Annotated in this window: 13 protein-coding genes; 8 read left to right on the top strand and 5 right to left on the bottom strand. The window is 65.7% G+C overall.

Annotated features, from left to right (window positions below):
• Positions 1–9 precede the first annotated feature (9 nt).
• From QHG62_RS00985 to QHG62_RS00975, 3 genes are read left to right on the top strand one after another with little or no spacing between them, the layout of a single operon-like run.
• Positions 10–303, top strand: coding sequence for an acyl carrier protein (locus QHG62_RS00985; protein WP_281148959.1), 294 nt, complete (start codon positions 10–12; stop codon positions 301–303).
• Positions 304–323: 20 nt separating this feature from the next.
• Entirely contained in the window at positions 324–1,577 is a 1,254-nt protein-coding gene (locus QHG62_RS00980) for a beta-ketoacyl-[acyl-carrier-protein] synthase family protein (RefSeq protein WP_281151462.1), read from the top strand.
• Positions 1,574–2,131 carry a GNAT family N-acetyltransferase gene (locus tag QHG62_RS00975; protein ID WP_281151461.1) on the top strand — a complete coding sequence of 186 codons (558 nt, stop codon included), beginning with the start codon at positions 1,574–1,576 and terminating at the stop codon, positions 2,129–2,131. Before QHG62_RS00980 ends, QHG62_RS00975 begins: the two co-directional genes overlap by 4 nt.
• 29 nt (positions 2,132–2,160) lie before the next feature.
• Here QHG62_RS00975 and QHG62_RS00970 read toward each other — a convergent pair whose 3' ends face one another.
• Positions 2,161–4,401 carry a heavy metal translocating P-type ATPase gene (locus tag QHG62_RS00970; protein WP_281148958.1) on the bottom strand — a complete coding sequence of 747 codons (2,241 nt, stop codon included), beginning with the start codon at positions 4,399–4,401 and terminating at the stop codon, positions 2,161–2,163.
• 131 nt (positions 4,402–4,532) lie between these two features.
• On the opposite strand from QHG62_RS00970, the gene QHG62_RS00965 reads away from it, so the two are divergent.
• A complete protein-coding gene (locus QHG62_RS00965; protein WP_281148957.1) occupies positions 4,533–4,727 on the top strand; it encodes a heavy-metal-associated domain-containing protein in 195 nt (64 codons plus the stop codon).
• On the top strand, positions 4,724–5,128 hold the full coding sequence (cueR, locus tag QHG62_RS00960) for a Cu(I)-responsive transcriptional regulator (protein ID WP_281148956.1): 405 nt from the start codon (positions 4,724–4,726) through the stop codon (positions 5,126–5,128). Before QHG62_RS00965 ends, cueR begins: the two co-directional genes overlap by 4 nt.
• 19 nt (positions 5,129–5,147) lie before the next feature.
• Here cueR and QHG62_RS00955 read toward each other — a convergent pair whose 3' ends face one another.
• Positions 5,148–6,107 carry a YcjF family protein gene (locus QHG62_RS00955; RefSeq protein ID WP_281148955.1) on the bottom strand — a complete coding sequence of 320 codons (960 nt, stop codon included), beginning with the start codon at positions 6,105–6,107 and terminating at the stop codon, positions 5,148–5,150.
• A gap of 566 nt (positions 6,108–6,673) precedes the next feature.
• Here QHG62_RS00955 and creB point away from each other — a divergent pair.
• The gene (creB, locus tag QHG62_RS00950; protein WP_281148954.1) at positions 6,674–7,456 is read left to right on the top strand and encodes a two-component system response regulator CreB; all 783 of its coding nucleotides are present in this window, start codon (positions 6,674–6,676) and stop codon (positions 7,454–7,456) included.
• A complete protein-coding gene (creC, locus tag QHG62_RS00945; RefSeq protein WP_281148953.1) occupies positions 7,453–8,898 on the top strand; it encodes a two-component system sensor histidine kinase CreC in 1,446 nt (481 codons plus the stop codon). Before creB ends, creC begins: the two co-directional genes overlap by 4 nt.
• A gap of 19 nt (positions 8,899–8,917) precedes the next feature.
• Here the strand turns inward: creC and QHG62_RS00940 are convergent, their stop codons facing one another.
• From QHG62_RS00940 to creD, 3 genes are all read right to left on the bottom strand, one after another.
• Positions 8,918–9,523: a hypothetical protein gene (locus tag QHG62_RS00940; RefSeq protein ID WP_281148952.1), complete on the bottom strand. Its 606-nt coding sequence runs from the start codon at positions 9,521–9,523 to the stop codon at positions 8,918–8,920.
• Between the two features lie 85 nt (positions 9,524–9,608).
• The gene (locus QHG62_RS00935) at positions 9,609–11,999 is read right to left on the bottom strand and encodes a penicillin-binding protein 1A (protein WP_281148950.1); all 2,391 of its coding nucleotides are present in this window, start codon (positions 11,997–11,999) and stop codon (positions 9,609–9,611) included.
• 37 nt (positions 12,000–12,036) lie between these two features.
• Positions 12,037–13,518, bottom strand: a complete 1,482-nt coding sequence (creD, locus tag QHG62_RS00930) for a cell envelope integrity protein CreD (protein WP_281148949.1) — start codon at positions 13,516–13,518, stop codon at positions 12,037–12,039.
• Positions 13,519–13,726: 208 nt separating this feature from the next.
• Here creD and QHG62_RS00925 point away from each other — a divergent pair, with 208 nt between their 5' ends.
• The gene (locus QHG62_RS00925) at positions 13,727–15,808 is read left to right on the top strand and encodes a VIT and vWA domain-containing protein (RefSeq protein WP_281148948.1); all 2,082 of its coding nucleotides are present in this window, start codon (positions 13,727–13,729) and stop codon (positions 15,806–15,808) included.
• Positions 15,809–15,810: the final 2 nt, after the last annotated feature.

Below are 15,810 nucleotides of genomic sequence, written 5' to 3'. Positions count from 1 at the left end.
AAACCGCCCATGTCTTCTCCCCTGCCCTCACTGATCTTCAACAGCATCACCGCCATCCTGGTCGGCAAGTTCGATGTCGAGCGAGCGGCCGTCACGCCCGGCACCGCGTTGTCCGACCTGGGTCTCGACTCGCTCGGCCTGATGGAATTCGTCTTTGCGGTGGAAGATGCCTTCCATCTTCGCCTGCCCGAGGACCGGCTCGATCCGCGCGAGGCCGGCATCACGATCCAGCGCCTGTGCGAAGCCATCGAGGCGCAGATCGACTGCGAGGCCGAATCGGAACCGATGGCTGCCCACGCGTGAACAGCGGCACCGCCCGTTCGATGCACGGCGCCTCTGCGCCGGTGCTTGTAGCGGGCATGGGCTTCGTCACACCGTTGGGCCAAACCGTCGATGCATTCGACGACGCGCTCTTCAACGGACGTTCCGCGGTGCGCGCGCGAACGCTCCGCATCGAGGGCCTCGACCCGGTTGAACTTGCCGTGGCCGCCTGCGAGTTCGAATCGGCAGGCGTGCGCAGCAGCTCACGGCTGCCGCTCGACCGCGGCACTGCGATGGCGCTCGCGGCAGCATGCGATGCTGGCGCTGATGCGGGGCTCACCCCGGGCAGCGTCGAGCCCGAACGCCTGGGCATCTTCTGGGGAAGCGGCCTGGCCGGTGCAGGCGCCTTCGACGACACCACGCAGGCGCTCTACGGCGAGCAGCGCCGCATGCGGCCCACCACGGTGCTCACTGTGATGCCTAACGCGGCCGTGGCAGAACTCGCATTGCAGTTCGGAGCGCAAGGCGCCGCCATTGCCTACGCGTGCGCCTGCGCGTCTTCGGCCGTGGCCATCGGCGAGGCGATGCGCGCCATTCGCGGCGGCTGGATCGACGTGGCCATTGCAGGCGGACACGACGCCATGCTCACGCCGGGCGTGATGGCCAGCTGGCACGCCATGCGGGTGACAGCGCCGCTGCCGCCCGGTGCACCTGAAAGCGCCTGCAGGCCGTTCTCCAGCGACCGCGCGGGCTTTGCGCTCGGCGAAGGCGCAGTGGCCCTGGTGCTCGAATCGGAAGCGCATGCGCGTGCACGCAAGGCCACGCGCGAGTCGACGCGCACACCGCTCGCACTCGTGGGCTACGCCACCAACTGCGATGCCACGCACATCACCAACCCCGACGCTTGCGGCCAGGTGCGCGCCATGCGCGCGGCATTGCGCGACGCGGGCATAGAGCCGGCGCAGGTCGGCAACATCAATGCGCACGGTACCGCCACACGGGCAGGTGATGCCGCGGAGGCTGCTTCCGTGCGCGAAGTGTTCGGCAATGCCACGCCGGTGAGCGCCACCAAAGCCATTCACGGCCACGTGCTCGGTGGGGGCGGTGCCATGGAGTTGGCCGCCGCACTGCGTACGCTGGCGCGTGGGCTGCTTCCGCCTACTGCCAACCTGCGGCTGCCCGATGCGGCCTTCGATCTGGACTTTGTGCGAGGCGAAGCCCGTGAAGCACGCGGCCTTCGCTACGTGCTCTCGAATTCGTTCGCCTTCGGCGGCACCAACGCCGTGCTGGTAGCCGGCCGCGCCACGAACCCCTGAAGCAGCGCGCAAAGCGATACCGGACTGGGTATGCTGGCAGCCTCATTCGCATCCGCAGACAACCAGCCACCATGCGCCGGCTCGCAACACCTCAAGATCTCGAAGCGGTCTTCTCCATCTACATGCACGAGCGGGTCGTGCCCTTTCTCGGCTACGACCCGATGCCGCTGGATGAATTTAGCGCCATCTACAAGGAGCTGGTCGACAGCCGCAGCTTCTACATCTATGAAGACGACGGCCGCGTGGCGGGCTTCTACCGCGCAACACGCTACCCCGGCCGCGTGCGGCATGTTGCCTGCTTCGGCACGCTGGCGGTCGATCCGGCGCTGCATGGCAAGGGCATTGCGCACGCAATGGTGAGCGATGCCATCGCGCATTTGAAAGCCGACGGCGTGAAGCGCATCGAGCTTTATGTGGAAAGCGACAACGCGCCCGGGCTGCGCTTCTACAAGAAACTCGGTTTCGAGCACGAAGGCACGCTGCGCAAGTTCTACAAGCGTGCGGACGAGGCCGAATACATCGACGACCAGTTGCTTGCGCTACTGATCGACTGACTCCAACGAAGCCCTGGAGGCTTGAGGCCTCAAGGCTTCCAGCGCCGCAGCAGAAGCGCATTGGCCATGACGCTGACGCTCGAGAGTGCCATGGCCCCACCTGCCACCACGGGGCTCAGCAGCCCGAACGCCGCGAGCGGAATGCCGGCCACGTTGTAGGCAAAGGCCCAGAACAGGTTCTGCCTGATCTTGGCCACCGTGCGCGCCGAAAGCTCGAACGCCTCGGCCACCAGCGCCAGGTCGCCGCGCATCAGCGTGATGGCCGCAGCTTCCATTGCCACGTCGGTGCCGCCACCCGAAGGCGCCATTGCAATGCCGACATCGGCTGCGGCGAGCGCGGGTGCATCGTTGGCGCCGTCGCCCACCATCGCAACCACATGGCCCTCTTCGCGCAGTGCGCTGACCTGCGCTGCCTTGTCGGCAGGCAGCACATCGGCGCGCACGTCCGCGGCCGCAATGCCCAGCCGAGCCGCCATGGCTTGGGCAGCACGCACGTTGTCGCCCGAGATCATCACCACGCGCAGACCTCGCGCACGCAATGTGCGAACGGCTTGCGCGGCCTCTGGCTTCGGCTCGTCGGCAAAGGCCAGCAAGGCCTGTACCTGCGCCGCGCCTGCCTCATCGAAGCGCAACAGCGCCGACACGGTGGCACCCTGCGCGTGCAGGCGCTCGACCTGCGCGGCGTCGAGAACGGCGCCCAGTTCAGCGCACCAGCGCAGGCTCGCGATGGCCCACTGCTCGCCATTCACGTCGCCGCGAACGCCGCGGCCGGGCATTGCCTGCATCGTGCCCAGGCGCGGCACCTGCAACCCGCGTTGCAAGGCGGCAGCAACCACGGCGCGCGCCAGCGGATGTTCGCTGCCGCCTTGCAGGCTCGCGGCAGTTGCAAGCAGTCCGGCTTCGTCGCCGGGATCTCCGACGGGAACAAGCGCCGTCAGCACCGGGCGGCCGAGCGTCAGCGTGCCTGTTTTGTCGAAGGCCACGGTGCCGACCCGGTGCGCAACCTCCAGCGCGCGTGCATCCTTGATGAGAATGCCGCGGCGCGCCGCAACGCCTGTGCCGGCCATCACCGCAACTGGCGTTGCGAGCCCTAGCGCACACGGGCAGGCAATGACCAGCACGGCCACGGCGTGGATCATTGCAACCTCGATACCGGCGCCCGCCAGCAGCCAGCCGGCCAGAGTGGCGAGCGCAACCAACAGCACCACAGGCACGAACACGGCCGCCACCTGGTCGACCAGCCGCTGGATTGGCGCCTTCGCAGCCTGCGCGTCCTCGACCAGGCGGATGATGCGCGCGAGCACGCTTTCGGCACCGACTGCCCTCACCTCGACGACCATGCGGCCATCGCCGTTGACGGCACCGCCCGTGAGCGCATCGCCGGGGCCCTTGGCCACCGGCAGCGGTTCGCCGGTGAGCATCGATTCATCGACTTCGGACTGCCCTTCGACCACGCGCGCATCGGCCGGCACGCGTTCGCCAGGCCTCACCGCGAGCCGGTCGCCCACCATCACTTCGGCCAGCGGTACATCGGTTTCGCCGCGTTGGCCGACAAGGTGCGCCACCTCGGGCCGCAATTGCTGCAGCGCGCGAATGGCCGAGGTGGCCTGCCGCTTGGCGCGCGCTTCGAGCCACTTTCCGAGCAGCACCAGCGTGATCACCACGGCCGACGCCTCGAAGTAGAGGTGCGGTACGGCGCCATGCCCCGCGTGCTCGCCCGTGGCCGCGCGCCACCAGAGCCAGAGCGACAGCCCGAAGGCCGCGCTGGTGCCAAGCGCCACCAGCAGGTCCATGTTGCCGGTGCCGGCCTTTGCGGCATGCCAGCCCGCACGATAGAAACGCGCACCCAGCCAGAATTGCACCGGCGCCGCCAGCAGCAGCTGCACCCATGGCGGAAGCATCCAGTCATGGCCGAAGGGTTGCCCCAGCATGGGTGCCAGCAACGGCATGGAGAGCAGGAGCCCGATGCCCACCGGACCGAAGCCGTGCCACGGCGATACCGCCGCGGCCTCGTCAGCTGTATTGCCGGCCGCGCGCGGTTCGTAGCCCGCGGCGCGCACGGCGCGGCGCAAGCGGGCATCCATGTCTTCGCCGTCGGCCGCCACCACGCGCGCCGACTCGGTCGCCAGGTTCACGCTGACGTCCTGCACGCCGGGCACGCTCTTGAGCGCACGCTCCACGCGCATCACGCACGATGCGCAAGTCATGCCGCCAACGGAAAGATCCAGGGTGCTCATGGGGTTGAAAGGGTAGTGCTGCAGATTTTCCATGCACCGAAGCTAAGGTCTCACATCATGGCAAGGTCAAGCGCAAGGCGCAGTGTCCCTGCACTGGACATTGACATCGTGAGAGGGTTCAAACTGGCGTCTTCCTTCATTCAACTTCAAAAGGAGCAAGAACGATGAGCCAGAAATTCCAGGTCGCGGGCATGAGCTGCGGCCACTGCGTCAACGCAGTGCAAAACGCGGTGCAGACGGTCGATCCCGAAGCGCAGGTCACCGTCGATCTTGAAACGGGCCATGTCGACGTGCTGAGCGCGCAGCCTCGCCAGGACATCGTCGCCGCCATCGAAAACGCCGGATACAGGGTGCAATGAGCAGTTTCGGAACCGTGAGCATCGGAGAGGCGGCGCGGCTCTCGGGCGTTTCGGCACGCATGGTGCGGCACTACGAAGGCCTGGGCCTGCTGCCCGCGGTGCCGCGCACCGAAAGCGGCTACCGGCAATACGGCGACGCCGACATCCATACGCTGCGCTTCATCAAGCGCTCGCGCGATCTCGGTTTTTCGATGGAAGAAATTGCCGAACTGGTCGGGCTATGGCACAACCGACGGCGTACCAGTTCGAGCGTGAAGCGCGTGGCGCAAAAGCACTTGGACGAACTGGAGCAGCGCATCGCCGATATGCAGTCGATGCGCAGCACGCTCGCGCACCTGGTGCATTGCTGCCATGGCGACGCGCGCCCCGACTGCCCCATCCTCGACGACCTCGCGAAATAGGCTCGTCCAGGTAAAAGACTCAGGCTCCTCTGACGAGCGACAGCACCTTGCCGGCGTCGAGCGTGCGGGCTTTCTCCTGGATGGCGGGCAGGTATTGGGTCTGCAGGCCCTTGCCTTCCTGCATCACGCCCGCGAAGGTGTCCTTCAGCATCTGCGTGGAAAGCGTGCGGCCTCCGGCGTAGTAGCGTTTGGCCACGTGCCCCAGCGCATAGGTCGAGGCGAAGCTCATGCCCGAACTCACCGCCTGGTTGCCGAGGCCGCGCAACATGCCCCCGCCCATCTTGCCGAGCAGGCCGCCGAGCAGCTTGCGCCCGGCCTGCTCCAGGTACTGCGAAGTCAGGCCCACGCCGACCGTCGCCAGAAAATCCTTGACGTGGCCGCTGTCGAGCTCGTAGCCATGGGCCTTGCCGATGCGGTAGACCAGCTTCATCTGCAGCGGAATGATCGCCATGGTCGAGAGCGTTTCCGGCAGCAGCTCGAGCGCGCCGTTGAGGATGGCCGCATTGAGAATGGATTTGTCGAGCTCGGCGCTGTCGGGCGATGCAGTGACGGACGCAGCCACGGGCACTTGCGCAGCTGCCGCTGCGGCACCGGTGGCCGCCACCGGCACCGCGGCAATTTCCTCCGCCTGGCGCGAGAACTGGGCGGCCGAGGCGTCGAGACCCAGCGAGGTGCGCACGTCGGCCAGGAACATGCGCTCCGCCTCCGATTGCGTGCCGTCCGCGTCGCACACGCACACCGCCATTTCATAGGCCAGCTGCTTCGATTCGGTGCTTTGCAGCTCACTGGCGACCGAAGCCAGCGAAACCCGCTTCATCAGCACGTCCTGGTAGAGCGTGGGCAGGTTCACCCCGTCCGCTTGCGAAAGGCCTTCTGCGATGCGCTTGATTTCCGCGCGTTCGCGCTCGTGCTTTTCGCCGTCGACAAAGGCGGACAGGAGGCCGAGGGTCACGATGGCCTTGGTTTCGGTAGGTGTCACGTCAGAAATTCCGCTGGTTGAAGGACAAAGTTCGTTCGGCGATGCGTCCGAAGGTTCCGCTGCGGTTGTCCCCGCAAAGCTTGGGCAACTCTGTGGATAACACCCGCACTTCCTTGTAGGAGAAATCTAAGCTGTTGATTTCAAAAGGAAATCTACAGTCTGCCTAAATAAGCGGCAATGAATTTCTCGCGTCGAAAACCGTCTTTCGCAGAATTCCGGAACCCTGTCAAAGGACAACTCTGGGGAGAGTTCTGGCACAAGCAGGTGGTTATCCACAGGGCGGACGCGCCGGGCAATGTTGTTCCTTTTTGCGCGACAGCACGGAAGCGCGGCTGCGCACAGTGACAGGGGTATGACAAGTGACTGTCACACAAGGAAAAAAGCGGCATGTCCACAGACAGGTGCGACCCTTATCTACTACTACTAATTTGAATAAGAGAGATAAGAAGAAGACAAGGAGCCAACGCCGCGCCGGAAAAAAAGACCGCGAAAGGCCGCGCCGTGTCCTTGGCGCCACGCCGCAAAACCAGCCGCGCCGGACGGCGCCCTCTCGCTAACATCCGGGGATGAGTTTCAAACCCCGGATCCTGATCGCCGAAGACGAATCGGGCATTGCCGACACGCTGCAGTACGTGCTGAAGAGCGATGGCTTCACGCCGGTCTGGTGCGCAACGGCCGAAGAGGCCATCGCGCAGTTCGCGCAGGAGCCACCGGCGTTGGCCATACTGGATGTCGGCCTGCCCGACCTCAACGGATTCGAGCTGTTCAAGCGCCTGCGGGCGCTGAACCAGTCGCAGGGCGGCACCGAGGTGCCCATGCTGTTTCTCACCGCGCGAAGCGACGAAATCGACCGCGTGGTCGGGCTGGAGCTCGGTGCCGACGACTACATCGCCAAGCCCTTCTCGCCGCGCGAACTGGTGGCGCGGGTGCGCACCATCCTGCGGCGCAGCGCACGAGCGGCCCCAGGAGGCCCCGCAGCGGCAAACAATGGGGGTCTCCCTCAAATTCCGGCTGCGGCGGCTCCAGCGAGCTCTCAGCCTGCCGCAATGCCGTTTGCGCTGGACAACGAGCGCATGCAAATCCGCTACTACGGGCGGCTGCTCGAGCTCTCGCGCTACGAATACGGCCTGCTGCGGCTCCTGGTGCAGCGGCCGGGCCGAGTTTTTACGCGCGACGAGCTGCTGCAGCTGGTCTGGGACGATGCGAGCGACAGTTTCGACCGCACGGTCGATGCGCATGTGAAGACCTTGCGCGCCAAGCTCAAGGCCGTGGCGCCCGACGTGGAGCCGATCCGCACGCTGCGCGGCACCGGCTACGCGCTGAACGAAGAACTGCCCCAGACGCCGTGAGCCGCCGCACGCGGATATTCATCGGCATCCTGCTGATCTACACCGCGGGCATCGCGTTTTTGCTCTACCGCGTGGTGTCGGACATCGATCCGCGCTACCGCGAATCGGCGGAAGAGTCGCTGGTCGAAACCTCGCAGCTCATTGCCAGCCTGGTCGAGCAGGACGTGATTGCCGGCGCCATCAACACCGCGCGGCTCGAGCCGCTGTTTCGCACCGTCTACGCGCGCGAGTTCTCCGCCCAGATCTACAACCTGCACAAGAACCGCGTCGAACTGCGCGTGTACGTCACAGACCGCAGCGGCCGCGTGATGTTCGATTCGCTCGGCAGGCACCTGGGCGCCGACTACTCGCAGTGGAGCGACGTGAGCCGCACGCTCGCGGGGCTGTATGGCGCGCGCACGTCGCGCGACGTCGATGGCGATCCGCGTACCTCGGTGATGTACGTGGGCGCGCCGATCCGCTGGAACAACGAGATCGTCGGCATGGTGAGCGTGGGCAAGCCGGTGCAGAGCTTCGGCCAGTTCGTGGAAGACGCGCGCGCCCGCACGCTGTGGGTGGGCGTGGGTTCGGGCCTGGCGCTGTTGCTGCTGGCGATCATCGTCTCGGTGTGGCTGGTACGGCCGTTCGGGTTGATATCGGACTACTGGACGTGGGTGCGCGCGCAGCGCACGTTGAGCGTATCGCGCATGGCGCGCCGCGCGGTCGATGCGGTGCGCACCGGCTTCAGCGAAATGCGCGATGCGCTCACCGGCCGCAACTACGTGGCCGACTACGTGCAGACCTTCACGCATGAAGTGAAGAGCCCGCTGTCAGCGATTCGCGGTGCGGCCGAACTGCTGCAGGAGCCTTCGATGCCGCATGCGGAGCGCGAGCGCTTCCTGAAGAACATCGAGCGCGAAACGCAGCGCATCCAGGAGATCGTCGATCGCATGATGGAGCTCACCGCGCTCGAGACCCGGCGCGGACTCGACCGCACCGAGCCGGTGGCGCTGGCTTCGCTGATCGAGGACGTGGCCCTCAGCGCGCAGCCCGCGGCAGCCAAGCGCAGCATTGCTGTACGCGTGAACATTCGCACCGATGCGAGCGCCGAGGGCGATCCGTTCCTGCTGCGGCGCGCCATCAGCAACCTGCTGGACAACGCCATCGATTTTTCACCGCAGGGCAGCGAGGTGCTGCTCACGCTGGAAACCACCTCGAAGCTCGCGCGCGTGACCGTGCGCGACCATGGCCCGGGCATTCCGGACTACGCGCAGGAAAAAGTCTTCCAGAAGTTCTATTCGCTCGCGCGGCCGCACAGCCAGAAGAAGAGCACCGGCCTCGGGCTTGCCTTTGTGAAAGAGATTGCCGCGCTGCACCGCGGGCGCATCGAGCTTGGCAATGCGGCGCGCGGCGGCGCGGTGGCCACCCTCACCTTGCCGCTCTTGCCGTCGTCACATCACTGAGAGTGCGTGCAACTGCGGTTCACTGGCCGGTGAGCGCGCCGTAGGCCTGGCGTGTTGCCGGGGTCACTGCTCCCAGCAACTGCTCGTAAGACGTCTTGTGCCGCGCCAGCATGCGCGCCGACGCCACGGTTTTCGACTTGCAGAACCAGTGGCAGGTGTGCTGCATCAGGAAGAGCTCGGCCGACATGGTGAAGGCCTTGGCCTTGGGCGTGCGGCCCGCTTCGTTGCGCATGACCTCGGCAATCCCGCGTGCATGAATGGCGAGCGCTTCGCGCAGATCGAAGGTGACGGCCGGAAACAGCTTGTGCGCGAACGGAATGGCCAGCGGCAGCTTGCTCACGCGTGCATCGGCCGCATCGACGCGTGCAAAGCCGGCGGCAAAGCTGTCGAACTGGGCCGAGAGCTTTTCCTCTGTGGAATCGAGCAGGCTCCAGATCTGCTGGCGCCGTTCGGCGTCGTCTTCGCCGAGGCAGCGCAGATAGCCTTCGGTGAGGGTCTCCATCAGCCGTTCGATCTGGTATCTGCCGAGATGGCTTCCGAGCAGCGCAATGCGCTGGCGCTGGTCGCGGGACCTGAGGATGTAGGCGCCGATGACGAACAACGTCACCAGGGTAAGAATTTCCATGGGGGGCGTGGGCAAGGTGGAGCAAAAGCAGCACCGAGTGTAGAGACCCGGAACCGCCCTCCTCCAGCTGCTTGCCTGGTGCCGCCTACCGGAAGAAATCGAGAATGCGGTTGCGTTCCTCGGGCTGGGGCGGCGGGCCCAGCGGCACACCCGAGAGTTCTTCGGCTGACGGCGTTGCCGCTTCTGTGTTTTCGACGCCCAGGCTCGCCACGCCGCGGCCCGGCGCGAAGTCGTCGAAGTACCACTCGCCGTCGATGTTGACCACGCCCGCGGGTTCGGCAACTTTGCTCACCGGCACGCCCTTGAGCGCAGTCTGCATGTAGCCGATCCAGATCGGCAGGCTGAGGCTGCCACCGGTTTCGCCTCGCACGCCCAGTTGGCGCGGCGTGTCGTATCCGATCCATGCAATGCCCACCGTGGTGGGCTGGAAGCCCGCAAACCAGGTGTCGAACGAATCGTTGGTGGTGCCGGTCTTGCCGAACAGGTCGTCGCGCTTGAGTGCCTGGTAGGCGCGTGCGGCGGTGCCGCCCTTCACCACGCTCTGCAGCATTGAATCCATGATGAATGCATTGCGCTCGGGAATGGCGCGGCGCGTTTCGTCGAGCACCGGCGTTTCGGTTTCGAGCAGCACCTTGTCGCGCAGATCGGTCACGCGCGTGACCAGGTACGGATTGACGCGGTAGCCACCGTTGGCAAACACCGAGTAGGCAGTGGCCATTTGCATCGGCGTGACCGAGCCCGCACCCAGCGCCATGGGCAGGTAGGCGGGATGCTTGTCCTTGTCGAAGCCGAACCTGGTGATCCAGTCTTGCGCATACGGCGCACCAATGGACTGAAGCAGGCGAATGGTCACGAGGTTCTTCGACTTCATGAGCGCGGTGCGCAGCGGCATCGGCCCCTCGAAGCCGCCATCGAAATTCTTCGGTTCCCAGGGCTGGCCGCCCGGGGTGCTGGGCTCGAAGTACATGGGCGCGTCGTTGACGATGGTGGCCGGCGTAAAGCCCTTCTCGAGCGCGGCCGAATAGATGAACGGCTTGAAGCTCGAACCCGGCTGGCGCCAGGCCTGCGTGACATGGTTGAACTTGTTCTTGCCGAAGTCGAAGCCGCCCACCAGCGACTTGATGGCACCGGTACGCGGGTCCATGGCAATGAAGGCGCCCTCGACCTCGGGCAGCTGGGTGATCTCCCAGGTGTTCTTCGGCGTCTTCGCCACCCGGATCACCGCGCCGCGGCGAATCTTGATGTTCGGCGGCGCCTTTGCGGCAAGGCCCGACTGCGCAGGGCGCAGGCCCTCGCCGGTGATCTGAACGGTTTCGCCGTTGGCGCGCACCGCGTTGATTTCCTTGGTGCTGGCCTCCAGCACCACCGCCGCCATCACGTCGCCGTTGTCGGGATGTTCGGCCAGCGCATCGTCCACCGCCTCGTCGGCCTCCTTGGCGTCGCTCGGCAGGTCGATGAAGCGCTCGGGCCCGCGGTAGGGCTGGCGCCGCTCGTAGTCCATGATGCCCTTGCGAAGCGACTTGTAGGCTGCCGCCTGGTCGGCCGCAACCAGCGAGGTGTAGACCTTCATGCCGCTGGTGTAGATGCTGTCGCCATACTGGGCATACATCATCTGGCGCACCGTCTCGGCCACGTACTCGGCATGCAGCCGGTTGGGGTCGGCCGCATCGCGCAGGTGCAGTTCTTCCTTCTTGGCTTCAGCCGCCTGCTCGGCGGTGATGAAGCCGGTCTCCTGCATGCGGTCGATCACATAGAGCTGGCGTGCGCGGGCGCGGCGAGGGTTGGCCACCGGGTTGTTGGCGCCAGGTGCCTTCGGCAGTCCGGCCAGCATCGCGGCCTCGGCCGTGGTGATGTTCTGCAGCGGCTTGCCGAAATACGCCTCCGACGCCGCCGCAAAGCCATAGGCGCGGTTGCCCAGGTAGATCTGGTTCAGGTAGATCTCCAGGATCTGGTCCTTGGTGAGCTGCTGCTCGAGCCGCAGCGCCAGCAAGATCTCGTAGGTCTTGCGGCTCAGCGTGCGCTCGGAGCTGAGGTACACATTGCGCGCCACCTGCATGGTGATGGTCGATGCGCCCTGCTTGCGGCCGCCCTTCAGGCTGGCCACCGCCGCGCGCGCAAAGCCCTTGTAGTCGATGCCGCCATGGTCGTAGAAGCGCGCGTCTTCCACGGCCAGCACGGCGTCTTTCATCACCTTTGGAATGTTGGCAAACGGCGTGAGCGTGCGGCGCTCTTCGCCAAACTCGCCAATGAGCGTACCTTCGACCGTGTACACGCGCAGCGGCAGCTTGGGCCGGTAGTCGGCAAGCTCCGAAATGTCGGGAAGGCGCGGCGAGATGACGGCCACCGCCACCCCGGCGGCCACCAGCAGAACCAGCGCGGCCGAACCGCCCACGATGGCGCTCCACCGCGCCATGCGCCGCAGCCGCATCGAGCGCTCGGAGCGCGCCGGTTCTGTGGAAGGAGAGGAATCGTCCATGGAAATCAGTAAGTAAGAAAACAGTCGGTAGCGTCAGTTACACGGACGGAGCCAGTGCAGGTGAGACTGGTTCGGGCGTTCGGGGGTTCCCGGCGGACAACGCATACCAGTCGACCTTGCGCGTGGCGAGCATCAGCACCGTGAGCATGCCAAATGTCAGCAGGGCGCCGAGCAGAAGGGCATTGCTTTCCGATGCCAGCAGGCCGTAGAGCGCGCCATAGAGTACCGCGACATAGGCCCCGAAGCCCGCGCCGCGCTTCCAGCTTTGCAAAACGGCGCTGAAATAAATAGCGAGCAGCAGCACGCTCGCGCCGGCCGCGCTGGCATAAGCGAGCCAGAAAGCCAGCTTCTCGGACAGCGCCAGCAGCAGCAGGAAAAACAGCGCAATCGAGAGGCCGACCAACCCGTATTGCACCGGGTGCATGCGCTGCCTGCGGAACAGCTCGAACATGAAGGCGGCCATGATCACCAGGCCGATGAAGAGCGCGCCGTACTTGCCGGCACGCGTGCTCATCGAATACACGTTGATGGGCTGCGCGAGCGACACGTCGAATGTCTGCAGCGGGCCGAGGTTGCGCGACGCATGGCCGGCTGTCGCCGCGGCGGTGGCAGTGGCAGCAGCGCTGCGATCATCGCGGTCCGACAGTCCGGCGCGCACCTGCTCGCGCGCCGAGGTCACCAGCGACGACACGCGCCAGTGCGCATCGAAACCCTGCGGCGTCACGTCGCGCTTCGCGGCGAGAAAACGGCCGCCGAAGCTCGGGTGCGCCCATGGCGAACTCAGGTGGGCGGTGGTCTCTTCGGCAATCGGCACCATCGAGAGCGTGTCTTGCCCGACAAGGCCGACCTTCATTTCGAAAGGCATCGGTGCCTTCGATTCCCATGCGGCAAGCGCGGCGCCGGTGAGCGGCGCGTGGACCCCATCGGCCAGCCAGCTGTTGTCGGCCAGGCCGGGCACGCGCTGCCTGAAACGCAGGCCTTCTCCGTTCATCGCGATGGAAGGCGAACCGTCGAGCCCGCGCAGGTCGCTCACGTAGAAGACGACGAAAGGCGCCTTGAACTCGATGCGGGAATCAGCCTCGCTGTGCGCCACCGACTTGGGGTCGAAGGCCGCGAAGCCGCCGCCGAGGGTGGCGTTGAGCGTATAGAACGGAATCTTGAAGATGCCCCTGTAGCGCTCCTGCGGCGTCATCGAACCTTCGATGTGCAGCTTGTCGGGAAACACCGCGTGGGCCATTTCCTTGCTGCGCGCCTCCTGGCCGATCACCTTGCCTTGCGCATTGCGCTGCGGCTCCATCCAGCGCTCGACATATGGCACCAGCAGCACCGGGCCCACCATGGTCTGTGCGCTCGCGTAGGTGGCGGCAAGCTCTTCGGCAGCCTCCCGCTGGCTGCGGCCGCGCTCGCGGTTGATCGAATTGATTTCGGCCAATGGAATGCACAGCAGGAGCGTGAGCAAGAGCAGGCCCGCCACCTTGACCAGCATGGAGCTCTGCAGGGCCTTGAACAACTGGAACATGTTTTTTTCTCCTCTTCGATAACGAAGCGGCGATGCTCGCCGCGCGATCCGAAGGCCGTGTGAAGCGCGTGCGCCGGCAGACTTCACACAGGCTTCACACAAGGCTGCATCGAGGGTGCCGGACTTCAAGCAGCCTTCCAATTTCCTTCTCGCGCGGTGTCGACAGTTGCGGCTGTGCAAGTTCGCACGGACACCACCCCACACCGCCATGGACGCCCAAATCTCCACCCGCCCCGGCCGCTGGCTCTGGCTCGCCACCGTGAGCTTGGCCGCCGCGGGCTTCGTCGCGCTCAGCGTCAACCCCGTGCATGCGCAAGAAGCGCCCGGCCCGCGGCTGAAGACCGAGAGCCCGTATTTCTTCGTGAAGAGCGACGACCCCACCGTCGATCGCCTGCCGCTGAAGGGAACCGAGGTGTCGGTGAAGATCTCGGGCGTCATTGCCGACGTGACCGTGACGCAGACCTACCGCAACGAAGGCCAGCGCGCCATCGAAGCCAAGTATGTTTTTCCTGGCTCGACCAAGGCAGCGGTAAGCGGCCTCAACGTGCGCCTGGCCGACCGGCTCATCACCGCGCAAATCCGCGAGAAGCAGCAGGCGCAGATCGAATACGACACCGCCAAGAAGGAGGGCAAGACCGCCGCGCTGCTCGAGCAGCACCTGCCCAACGTGTTCCAGATGAACGTTGCCAACATCCTGCCGGGCGACGACGTGAAGGTCGAACTGCGCTACACCGAACTGCTGGTGCCGCAGTCGGGCAACTATGCCTTCGTGTTTCCCACCGTGGTGGGACCGCGCTACAACAGCCCGCAGTCGGAGAACGCGCAGGCCCAATGGGTGGCGCAGCCCACGCTGCGTGCGGGCGTGGCGCCCAGCACCCGCTTCACGCTCAAGGCCAGCATCGACACGCCAATGGGCCTGAAGGAGGTGCGCTCCTCGTCGCACACCATCGAGGTGAAGAAGAGCGATGAAGACCGGCACGCCGACGTGGCACTTGCGGCCGATGGCCGGCCCGCCGACAACCGCGACTTCGTGCTCGACTACCGTCTTGCGGGCGAAAAGATCGAATCGGGCCTGATGCTCTACAAGGGCCAAGGGCAGAACGCCGATGGAAGCGCCGAGAACTTCTTCCTCGCGATGGTCGAGCCTCCGAAGGCGGTGGCCGCCAGCGCCATCTCGCCGCGCGACTACATCTTCGTGGTCGACATCTCGGGTTCGATGCACGGTTTTCCGCTGGACACCGCCAAGACCGTGCTCGAGCGCCTGATCGGCGGGCTGCGCCCGAGCGACACCTTCAATGTGCTGCTGTTCTCGGGCAGCAGCAAGATGCTTGCGCCCAAGTCGGTGCCCGCCACGCGCGCCAACATCGAGCAGGCGCTGGCGACCATCCAGAGCTACAGCGGCAGCGGCAGCACCGAGCTCATACCCGCGCTCAAGCGCGTCTATGCCGAGCCGAAGGAAGAGAACGTCTCGCGCACCGTGGTGCTGGTGACGGACGGCTACGTGACCGTGGAGCGCGAGGCTTTCGAGCTGGTGCGAAAGAACCTCTCGAAGGCCAACGTGTTCGCCTTCGGTATCGGTTCGTCGGTGAACCGCAGCCTGATGGAAGGCATTGCACGTGCCGGCATGGGCGAGCCCTTCATCATCACCGACCCGATCCAGGCGCCGGAGCAGGCCGCGCGTTTCCGCCGCATGGTGGAGTCGCCGGTGCTCACCAACGTGAAGGTCACTTTCGGCGGCCTGGACGTGTACGACGTGGAGCCGCAAGCGCTGCCCGACGTACTGGGCGAACGCCCGGTGATCGTGTTCGGCAAGTGGCGCGCCGATGCAGAAGGCAAGGCCCGCGGCCGCGTGATCGTCGAAGGCCAGGGCGCCAACGGCCCGTACCGCCAGGAGCTGCGCATTGACCCGCAGCAGCGCCAGGACACGGCCGCGCTGCGCACCCTGTGGGCTCGCCACCGCATCCAGAGCCTGAGCGACCAGGAAACCCTCGAGGGCGGCACCGCATTCAAGGAACGCATTACCGAGCTTGGCCTGAAGTACAGCTTGCTGACGCAGTACACCAGCTTCATCGCGGTCGACAAGGTGGTGCGCAACCTCGCACCGCAGAACAGCGTGGACGTGAACCAGCCGCTGCCGCTGCCCCAGGGCGTGAGCGAGCTTGCGCTGGGCGCCGAGGTGCCGAGCACGCCCGAACCCGAAACGCTTGGCGCCATTGCCGTGGTGCTGTCGATGCTCGCCATGCTGCGCCGCCGTGCGCGCCGCAACGATCCGCGCCGTTTCACGGCCTGAGT

Source organism: Variovorax paradoxus, from assembly GCF_029919115.1.
GTDB lineage: Bacteria > Pseudomonadota > Gammaproteobacteria > Burkholderiales > Burkholderiaceae_C > Variovorax > Variovorax paradoxus_O.
Note: the sequence above shows the minus strand (reverse complement) of the source record. Positions and strands in the feature narration are given on the sequence as shown.